This window comes from Rubrivirga sp. (assembly GCF_049648075.1).
Classification (GTDB): Bacteria; Bacteroidota; Rhodothermia; order Rhodothermales; family Rubricoccaceae; genus Rubrivirga.
This window is the reverse complement of record NZ_JBARYR010000058.1, coordinates 1-9,277: the sequence shown is the minus strand read 5'-3', so window position 1 is coordinate 9,277 and position 9,277 is coordinate 1. Positions and strand designations below refer to the sequence as shown.

The window sequence follows — 9,277 nt, the reverse complement described above, 5'->3', positions numbered from 1 at the left end:
GGTGTGGACGCGGTCTACGCCGACCTGCTGCCCGAGGCCAAGGTGGCGCTCGTCCGCGACCTCGAGGCCGAGTGGGGCGGCGTCGCGATGGTGGGGGACGGGGTCAACGACGCGCCCGCGCTCGCGGCGGCCACGCTCGGGATCGCAATGGGCGGGGCCGGAACCGACGTGGCCCTCGAGACGGCCGACGTGGTGCTCATGGCCGACGACCTGGGCAAGATCCCCTACCTCCTCGGGCTGAGCCATCGGACGCGACGTACGCTGGCGGTCAACCTCGCCATCTCGTTCGGGATGATCGGGGTGATGGTGGCCTCGATCCTGACGGTCGGGCTCCCGCTACCCCTGGCAGTCGTGGGCCACGAGGGGAGCACGGTCGTGGTCAGCCTGAACGGGCTGCGCCTTCTCGCGGCCCGAGACCGAGCCTAGCTCGCCCAGCGGGGTGGCATAAACGGCCAGCGAAGCTGCTTCTGTACCTTTTCCCGTACCACAAAACGAGAAAAGCCCCACTGCTGGTCACAGGAAGCTTCAACTTCGTCTGGAGTGGGCTCTACTGGATTCGAACCAGTGACCTCGTCGATGTCAACGACGCGCTCTAACCAACTGAGCTAAGAGCCCGGAGTCAGGGCCGCAAGGCACCCGATCGAAGGGCCACGAACATACCCCGCGCCGGGAGCGCACGGCAAGGCGCCGAGCCCCCAGACGTGTGAATGCGCCCCGAAGCTTCTCGCCCTCGAGGCCGTACGAAACCGCCCGACGGCGGGAAGTCGTCCTCGGTGAGAGCGTCGTCCTCGAGGACGGACCACTCCGTTCACTGGAGAGAGAGCCCGGGGCGGAGCGTGACAAAGCGGAAGACAGAATGCCGTGAACCGTACCTCGAGGGCGTATCAGGACCCTGGGCGAGAGGCGTTGGCATACAGCTTGGACACGTCCGGTCACTCCAGCCTCCCGACCCGTGATCGGATTCGCCGTCCAGCACTCCCCGCCCGCTCCCGCCTTCCTCCTCGAGGCGGTTCGGTACGCGATGGACGAGGCGGGCTCCGTGTCGGGAGCGTTCGCGTCGTCGCCGTGCGCGTTCGTCCACCTCGAGGGCGCTGCCCGGACGCTCGCCGACGAGCACCGACCCGAGGGCACCGCCGACGGCGAGTGGGTCATGGTCACGGTCCGCCGGTCGCCCGAGGTCGGGCACCAGGCCCACCTCCGAGAACGGTGCCGGACGGCCGCTCAGCGGTTCGTGCTCACGCTCGCGTGCGAAGACGTCGAGAGCGTCTGGGTCGAGGTCGCCCTCGATGCAGAGGCGCTCGGGAGCGCAGGGGTCGACATGGGGACATGCGAGCCGGTCGGGCTCGTGTGGTGCCACGCGGGCTAGACGGTCGAGCCGAGTCGGTGTAACGTAGGGGAGCTCTCACCTCTGCCCGTGGCTGCCGTTCGTCTCCTTCTCCTCGCTCTCGCTCTGGCGACTCCGGCCACGGGACAGGTCGACTCGCTGGCCTCGGCCGCCGTGGACACGTCGGTCGCCGCCCTCGACTCGGCGAGCGTCGCCGCCGACTCCGCAGAGGTCGAGAACGTGGTCACGCTGTCGGACTCAGCGGCGGTCCAACTCGACTCCGCCGCGGTCGCCGCCCTCGAGGACTCGACCTCGACGATGGCCGACGTCCTCGGCGAAGGGGTCGACGTGGACCTGGTGGGTCGGATCCTGTTCAAGGTGTGGGGTGATCTCGGCGCCTTCTCGCCAGAGATGCGTGCCGAGCGGATCTCGGCCCGGTTGGCGGACCTCGCTCGGAGCCGAGAGATCGACCCGGCGGCCATCCAGGTGGTCGATGGCGAGACCACGACGGCACTCAAGCTCGGCGACCTGATCGTGATGAGCGTGACGGACGAGGACGCGTCCGCGCTCGGGCTCAACCGCGCGCTCGCCGCGACGCGGTACCGCAATCAGATCGTCGAGGCCGTCCTCGAGTTCAGAGAGCAGGCGACGCTGCGCGGCGTGCTGTGGGGCGCGGGCCGGTCCGCGATCGCGCTCGTCGCCCTCATCTTGGCGCTCCGTGGTCTCGGCTGGCTCTACGGCTGGCTCGACCAGCGGACGGTCGCCGTCCGGCGCCTCTACCTCCGCGGCGTCAAGATTGGCACCCTCGAGGTCGTGGGCAAAGACCAGGTGGCCCGGTTCGGCCGAGGGCTGACGGCCGTGACGCGGATCGCGCTGTCGCTCGTGTTGGTCTACTTTTTCCTGACCTACGCCTTCAGCCAGTTCGCGTGGACCCAGAGCTGGGGCGAGAACCTGCTCAGCGCGGCCCTGACGCCGCTCCGGCAACTTGGAGCCACGGTCGCGGCCTCGATCGACAACGTGATCGCGATCATCGTGATCATCGCCGTCGTCCGGTACACGATTCGGATCGCGGACTACCTCTTCACACGCGTCGCGAGGGGCGAGGCCGAGCTCAAAGGCTTCCACGCCGAGCTCGCCGACCCGACGCGGAAGATCGTCAAGTTCCTGCTGGTCGTGATGGGCGTGATGCTCATCTACCCGTACACGCCGATTGCGAACAACCGCGGGTTTCAGGGGCTGACAGTGTTTTTCGGCCTGCTGATCTCGCTCGGGTCCTCGACGGCGATCTCGAACGTGGTCGCCGGCATCGTGCTGACCTACACGCGGGCGTTCCGCATCGGGGACCGCGTGAGGATCGGGGAGGCGTTCGGAGACGTGGTCGAGAAAAGCTTCCTGGTGACCCGGATCCGCACGACCAAGAACGAGGACATCTCGGTGCCGAACGCGAACGTGCTCTCCAACCACATCGTCAACTACTCCGCGATGGCGCGGGACGGGAGCGGCGTCGTCCTCAACACCGAGATCACGATCGGCTACGACGTGCCGTGGCCGAAAGTCCACCAGTTGCTGATCCAGGCGGCGCGCGACACCGTCGGGACGGAGCCCGAGCCGCCTCCGTTCGTCCTCCAGACGGCCCTGGGCGATTTTTCCGTCGCGTACCAGCTCAACGCGTACACCAAGGAGGTGATGCGGATGTCGAGGCTCTACAGCGACATGCACCAGCACATCCAGGACCGCTTCGCCGAGGCTGACGTCGAGATCCTGAGCCCGACCTACGAAGCCCGCCGCGACGGCCCATCCACCGTCCCCGACGTCGCTGCCATCCACGACGCCGCGGCCCGGTTCGCCGCCACCACCCCGGCGAGGGAGACCGACGGCGCCGACGTGATGCCCGAGGAGGACCCCGCGGACCTGCCCGACGTCACGATGCCGCGCCTCCCGGAGGTGGAGCTGCCCAAGTTCCTGCGCCGTGACAAGCCGCCGGCGGAGCCGGTCGAGGAGACGGACGGGGACCCGCCCGCAAGCGCGTAGCCGTCCTCGAGGGCGACGTGCTTGCGGGCACCGACGGGGCCGTGACGGCTCTCGCCCTCGAGGACGGGGCTCGCCTGACTCGCTCGCCGTCGGGGACCACCGAGGCGTGCTGCGCGTCGAGGTCGACTCTCGCCCTCGATGCCGTGCCTGCTCTCGACCTCCACCACGCCCACGACTGGGACGTCACGCCGACCGAGGCCGTCGCGATCCAGCGCGAGCTGTCGCCGTTGGTTCGCGAAGAGCCGCTCGACTTCGAGGCGGTCAAGACGGTCGCCGGCCTCGATGTGAGCGTCCGCGACGACCGCGTGCGCGCCGCCGTGGTCGTGTACGACGTGTACGAGCGGGCCGTGGTGGACCAGGCGATCTGGGAGGGGCCGGTCGCGTTCCCCTACGTGCCCGGCCTGCTGAGCTTTCGCGAGGTGCCGGCCATCCTGCCCGCCCTCGAGCAGCTCGAGAGCCTGCCAGACGTCTACATGCTGGACGCGCAGGGCTACGCGCACCCCCGCCGGTTCGGGTTGGCGTGCCACCTGGGCGTTCTGCTCGAGGCTCCTGCACTCGGTGTCGCCAAGTCGATCCTGGTCGGGCGCCACGCCGACCTCGAGGACGACAAGGGGAGCGCGCAGCCGCTCGTCCACAAGGGCGAGACGGTCGGGCTGGCGCTGAGGACGCGCGAGCGGGTCAAGCCCGTCTACGTCTCGGTCGGGCACCGGATCACACTTCGCGACGCGGGGCGGCTGTCGCTGCGGCTGGCCGAGAAGGTGAAGCTTCCGCAGCCGACCCACCTGGCGCACCGGTTGAGCTACAAGGGCGAGCTGTAGGCGTCGAGGGCGCCTGTCTGGGTCCGTCCTCGAGGGCGACGAGTGGGTTAAGAATCGATGGCTCGACCTCGAGGCCGAGTCCTCCACGCTTGTGCCTTCCTCGTCTCCTTGCTGTTTTCCCGGTCTTCCGACTCTCAAAAGGCGATCCTTCCGGCTTCCGACCCGTGGATCCCAAGTGCCGCTTCCTGACTCGTTCGTAACTCGCCTCCAGCAGATCCTCCCTGAGGACCGCTTCGACAGCGTGCTCGCCTCCTTTGAGGCCCCCCTCGCGACCGGCTTCCGTGTGAACACGATGCTCCGCGACGAGGACGAGACCATCTCCGACCTGCGTGCCGAGGGCGTCCCGCTCGAACCCGTCGAGGGCTTGGCCGGCGCCTACTCTGTCCCGGCCGATGGCCGCGCCGCGCTCATGGCCTCGAGGCCGTACGCGGACGGCCACGTCTACGTCCAGAACGTGTCCAGCCAGATGGCGCCGATCGCGCTCGCACCCCGAAAGGGCGACCGCGTCCTCGATCTGTGCGCCGCGCCGGGCTCCAAGACCGGCCAGCTCTCGGCGCTCGTGGGGCCAGACGGTGAGGTGACGGCCGTCGAGAAGGTGCGGCCCCGGTTCTACAAGCTCAAGGCCAACGTCTACGCTCAGGGCGCGACCAACGTGCTGCCCTGGATGGGCAACGGCGCGGCCTACTGGCGCCGCGAGCCCGAGTCCTTCGACCGCGTGCTCGTCGACGCCCCGTGCTCGACCGAAGGCCGCTTTCGCACGCACGACCCCGAGACGACGGCCTACTGGAGCGCGCGCAAGATCCGCGAGATGAAGTCTAAGCAGGTCAAGCTGCTCTGGGCCGGCATTCAGGCGCTCAAGCCCGGGGGCACGCTCGTCTACTCGACCTGCACGTTCGCCCCGGAGGAGAACGAGTCCGTCGTCGCCAAGGCGCTGCGTACGTTCGGCGACGCCATCGAGGTCGTCGACGCGGGGCTCCCCACGTCGGGGCCGATCGCGGACCGCGCGATGGCCGGGCTCACCGAGTGGCGCGGGCGCCCACTCGATCCCGCCCTCGAGCGGACGCGTCGCGTGCTCCCGGACGAGCTCTTGGAGGGCTTCTTCGTGGCCCGGATTCTCAAGAACAGCTCGACAGTCGGGATCGGGGGAGACGGCGCGGCTTAGGCGAATCGCCGGTTGAAAGGTGCCCCGTCATGGGGCATCTTGCGCGTCCCCTCACGCCGCCTTCGATGTCCCGCTTCTCGGCTACGATCCTCGGACTCCTCGTCGTCGCGGGACTGACGGGGCTGACCGTGTGGGAGGCGGCCCCACGCCTCGAGACCGACCTCGCCTCGAGAGTCGAACGAGAGCTCGAATCGTCGAGCCTCAGAGGCGTGCACGTCGTGACCGAGGGCCGTGACGTCGTGCTGACCGGCCCGGCGACCGCGCGCGAGCAGTACCTCGCCTCCGAGGTGTTGTCGTCGGTCCCCGGTGTGCGCGCCTTCCGAAACGACCTCGAGGTGAGCGGCAGAGGCGCGGAGGCCACAGACGCACCGTCCGGTTCTGATTCGCTCAGCACCTCGGACGCTTCCGCCGCCGATTCGTCGTCGGCCTCCCGTATCGGGGCTCCCGCACGCGACCCCGACTGGGCATCGAGGGGGCAGGATCAACTCGAGGTCTCCGGCTCGGACGACGCCGACGTTCTGGCGGCCGCGGCCGAGCTGCGAGACGTGCTCTCGACCGGAGCCATCACGTTCGCGAGTGGGACCGCTGAACTGGCGCCCGGATCGCGCGGACTGTTGGACGCCGTCGCCGATGTCCTGACGCGCTACCCGGCGATCTTGGTCCAGGTCCAAGGCCATACCGACAGCGAAGGGACCAGCCGGTCCAATCGGCGTCTGAGTCAGCACCGCGCCGACGCCGTCGCGGCGTACCTCATCGAGGCCGGCGTGCCCGACCCGGCGCTCAGGGCGCGAGGCTACGGGGAGGCCGCGCCCATCACCTCGGACGAAACGTTCGAGGGGCGTGCCCGAAACCGCCGCGTCGTATTCGTCCTCGGCACGCGCTAATCTGACCCCATGACCTACCTCATCTCTCAAATCGCGCTGTCGCTCGCGGCCGCCTTGTTAGCCGGCCTCATTCTGGGGTGGTTCGTGTGGGGACGTCGCCTCACCTCGAGGCCGGAAGATCTCGACCGCATCCGTGAACTCGAGGCCGATCTTGTAACCCTCGAGGCCGAACTCGAGTCACTGCGTGAGCCTGATGTCGGGACACCCGTGCCGATCATCCGGCCGAGCGCAGCGCTGTTCCAGGAGTGACGGACCGGTGACGCCCCCGACCTCGATGTTGGAGCATGGACGCTCCTCGAGGTCGCTACTTCCTCTGTTCGTACTGGCCGCTCGTCAAGACGCTGGGCGGCCGCCGAGCCGTGGAGGCGTACGCGCTGCCGCCCTACGCGAACGGCATGAGCCGGCGGGAGCCGGACTTCGAGCACGCGATGCCGGCGCTGACGTCCTCGAGTCGGGGACGCGGGTTCGTGCCGCGCCTCGGGGTCGGCGACAGCGTCCTCTACACGACGACGAAAGGGCGGTGGGGCGACGTGCCCGGCCGCGTCGCGCACTGGCGGTTGGTCGCCGTCCTCGAGGTCGAGCGCCGGTTCGAGACGCACGCCGAGGCAGCGGCCTGGTACGCCGAGCGCCAGATGAGACCACCAGGCAACCTGGTCGTGGACGGCAACCCGCCACTCCCGGTCCCGCTCACGATCTGGCACGGCCGCGTTCACGACGGGGACTGGGACGCCGTCTGCCTCAAGCGCGCCGCCGACTGTGGCACCGTCCTGGCGTGCCGGGCGCGCGTCCTCGACCTCGTTGATCCGCCGCCGATCTCACGCGACGACTGGCTCGCGCTCTTCGGCACGGTCCCCAACACCCGCACGCCTCCCGAGATCTCCGAGACCCAGTTCGACCGGCTCCTCCAGATCGCCGACGAGCGCCGGTCGACCTCGAGGACGGACGGTCTCCGGCGGGCGGCGTAGCCCGTCCTCGAGGACGGTGGCCCGTAGCTTCGTGCTCGCCCCGTTGCCTATGCGCGCTCTCCTCCTCATGCTCACGACCGTGGCCGTCTCTGCACAAACCCCGCTTTCCTACGACGGATCCTGGACCGACTCGGCCTCTGGCCAGGCCGCGGTCGTGCTCCCCGAGGGGTACGGCGATCTCGACCGGCAGTGGCCGCTCCTGATCTTCCTCCACGGTGCCGGCGAGCGAGGCAGCGATCTGGACCTCGCCGTCACGCACGGCCCGATCAAGGAGCGTCGCCAAGGGCGAGACCTCCCGTTCGTCATCGTCGCTCCCCAGGTCCCGGAGGGCGGCCGGTGGACGGTCGGGCGCGTGGCCGCCGCCCTCGATGCGGCGATGGAGACCTACCGTATCGACGAGTCCCGCGTCTACATCACCGGCTTGTCGATGGGTGGCTTTGGGACGTGGGAGGCCATCGAGCGGATGCCGGAGCGGTTCGCGGCGGCGGTCGCGATTTGTGGCGGCGGCAACCCCATCGGCCTGGCGGCCGCGCGTGACGTCCCGGTCTGGGCCTTCCACGGAGACGCCGACACCGTCGTGCCCCTGGCCGCCTCAGCGTGGATGGTCCGCACCCTCGAGGCCGCCGGCGGCGACGTCCGGTTCACGGTCTACCCGGGCGTCGGTCACGACTCGTGGTCGGAGACGTACGCCAACCCCGAGGTCTACGAGTGGCTGCTGAGCCACGCCCTCGAGGACGAGTAGACGCGTGTGTCGGCGGCCCGCTACATCGCGTCGCGTCCGAGAAACGTGAGCCCCCTGTCGGGCCGACGGTGGGTCTCGCTCGGCACTTTGATGAACGTCGCGCGGCCTGAAGAGTAGGGCTCCAGACTCACTTGTTTAGACCAACCCATGCCTCGGCGCCGGAGAAGCGAAACGACGACTCCAGAGGACTGGGCCTCCGTCCGCCGTCGCCAGGCGCGACGCGCGCGGCGGACCAAGAGGCGCCGCCGTCGGATGGCGTGGATAGCCGTGTACGCAGGGACGATCGGTGCCGTCACCGTCGGGGTCTCTGGACTATCCGCCAGGTTGCACTCGCCCTCGACGGAGTGGTGGCCTCAGATAGCTGCTGGCATTCTTCCCTTTCTCGGACCGCTATCGTTTCCCGCAGCGGTGTCTGTCGGGATTGCGGCTGCCCGCGACAAGCGCCGGGGCGGTGGCGTCTGCGCGGCCCTGCTAACAGCTCTGTTCATGGGGTGGAGCGTCCGAACGACAGCACCCCCGACTTCGGATGCGGCCGCAGCTTCAACCCTCCGGGTGGTCACGCTCAACGTCGGCGCGACGAACCCACGTGAGGGCGCCGTCGTCGCGTACGTGGAACAGCTCGATGCTGACGTGATCGTGTTCCAAGAGGCCGGAGTCAGCTTCGCACCCTACGCACCCGTTGTGGCCCGAGTCCTAGCGTCAGGCCGCTACACGGTCCACGTCGACTCGACGGCTGGAACGGACGGTGCGGGTCGTCAAGTGACCTTGAGCCGTTTGCCAGTCGTGTCCTACGAGTCGGGGTACCTCGCGGCACCCGAACCCCGGTCTGGTGTCTATGGCCGGACCGTCGTCCAGTGGGAGGGACAGGAGGTCGCCGTGTACAACGTGCATCTCCGACCGTTCAACCCGGAGGTGGGGTGGAGTTGGGAGCGGACGCTCGACCCCGCGATTTGGGCGGAGACACCGGGTAACTTGCGGGACTTCTTTGCGGAGCATGCCATCGAGGCCGACGCACTCGCTCGCCGCATCGAGGGCGAGACCGTCCCTGTAATCGTCGCCGGTGACTTTAACGCGTCACCGGATCAGTGGAGCCGAGCCACCCTGTCGAGTACCCTCCGGGAAGTGACGGGTCGCTGGCTCCCAGCTGCCACTCGGCCTGACGAGACGCCGGTCGTCAACGTGGACGGGATCTTGGTGTCACGGGACTGGGCCGTCACCGAGGCCTCCGTCGGGCCGTCCGGGCTCTCGGATCACCGGGCCGTCACCGCCGCGCTCACCCAAGCCGATTGACGCCCGGCGCGACGTTTTCATTGGGCCTGGCTCATGAACGTCTCCAGCGCCCATACGCTCC

10 protein-coding genes and 1 tRNA gene are annotated in these 9,277 nt (G+C 69.0%); 10 read left to right on the top strand and 1 reads right to left on the bottom strand.

Annotation, left to right across the window (positions count from 1 at the left end):
- Positions 1-426: HAD-IC family P-type ATPase (locus tag WBA11_RS01695; RefSeq protein WP_424518999.1), on the top strand; the 426-nt coding region annotated here is incomplete at its 5' end.
- 115 nt (positions 427-541) lie between these two features.
- Here WBA11_RS01695 and WBA11_RS01690 read toward each other — a convergent pair.
- A tRNA-Val gene (locus WBA11_RS01690) sits at positions 542-615 on the bottom strand.
- Between the two features lie 337 nt (positions 616-952).
- On the opposite strand from WBA11_RS01690, the gene WBA11_RS01685 reads away from it, so the two are divergent.
- From WBA11_RS01685 to WBA11_RS01645, 9 genes are all read left to right on the top strand, one after another.
- Entirely contained in the window at positions 953-1,366 is a 414-nt protein-coding gene (locus WBA11_RS01685; protein ID WP_424518998.1) for a hypothetical protein, read from the top strand.
- 48 nt (positions 1,367-1,414) lie between these two features.
- On the top strand, positions 1,415-3,355 hold the full coding sequence (locus tag WBA11_RS01680; protein ID WP_424518997.1) for a mechanosensitive ion channel family protein: 1,941 nt from the start codon (positions 1,415-1,417) through the stop codon (positions 3,353-3,355).
- 17 nt (positions 3,356-3,372) lie between these two features.
- Positions 3,373-4,173 carry an endonuclease V gene (locus tag WBA11_RS01675; protein ID WP_424518996.1) on the top strand — a complete coding sequence of 267 codons (801 nt, stop codon included), beginning with the start codon at positions 3,373-3,375 and terminating at the stop codon, positions 4,171-4,173.
- Between the two features lie 175 nt (positions 4,174-4,348).
- Entirely contained in the window at positions 4,349-5,335 is a 987-nt protein-coding gene (locus WBA11_RS01670; protein WP_424518995.1) for an RsmB/NOP family class I SAM-dependent RNA methyltransferase, read from the top strand.
- A 29-nt stretch (positions 5,336-5,364) separates the two neighbouring features.
- Positions 5,365-6,219, top strand: coding sequence for an OmpA family protein (locus tag WBA11_RS01665; RefSeq protein ID WP_424518994.1), 855 nt, complete (start codon positions 5,365-5,367; stop codon positions 6,217-6,219).
- A 9-nt stretch (positions 6,220-6,228) separates the two neighbouring features.
- Positions 6,229-6,468, top strand: a complete 240-nt coding sequence (locus WBA11_RS01660) for a hypothetical protein (protein WP_424518993.1) — start codon at positions 6,229-6,231, stop codon at positions 6,466-6,468.
- Positions 6,469-6,503: 35 nt separating this feature from the next.
- Positions 6,504-7,184 carry a hypothetical protein gene (locus WBA11_RS01655; protein WP_424518992.1) on the top strand — a complete coding sequence of 227 codons (681 nt, stop codon included), beginning with the start codon at positions 6,504-6,506 and terminating at the stop codon, positions 7,182-7,184.
- Positions 7,185-7,233: 49 nt separating this feature from the next.
- Positions 7,234-7,926, top strand: a complete 693-nt coding sequence (locus WBA11_RS01650) for a prolyl oligopeptidase family serine peptidase (protein WP_424518991.1) — start codon at positions 7,234-7,236, stop codon at positions 7,924-7,926.
- 552 nt (positions 7,927-8,478) lie between these two features.
- The gene (locus WBA11_RS01645) at positions 8,479-9,216 is read left to right on the top strand and encodes an endonuclease/exonuclease/phosphatase family protein (RefSeq protein ID WP_424518990.1); all 738 of its coding nucleotides are present in this window, start codon (positions 8,479-8,481) and stop codon (positions 9,214-9,216) included.
- Positions 9,217-9,277 lie beyond the last annotated feature (61 nt).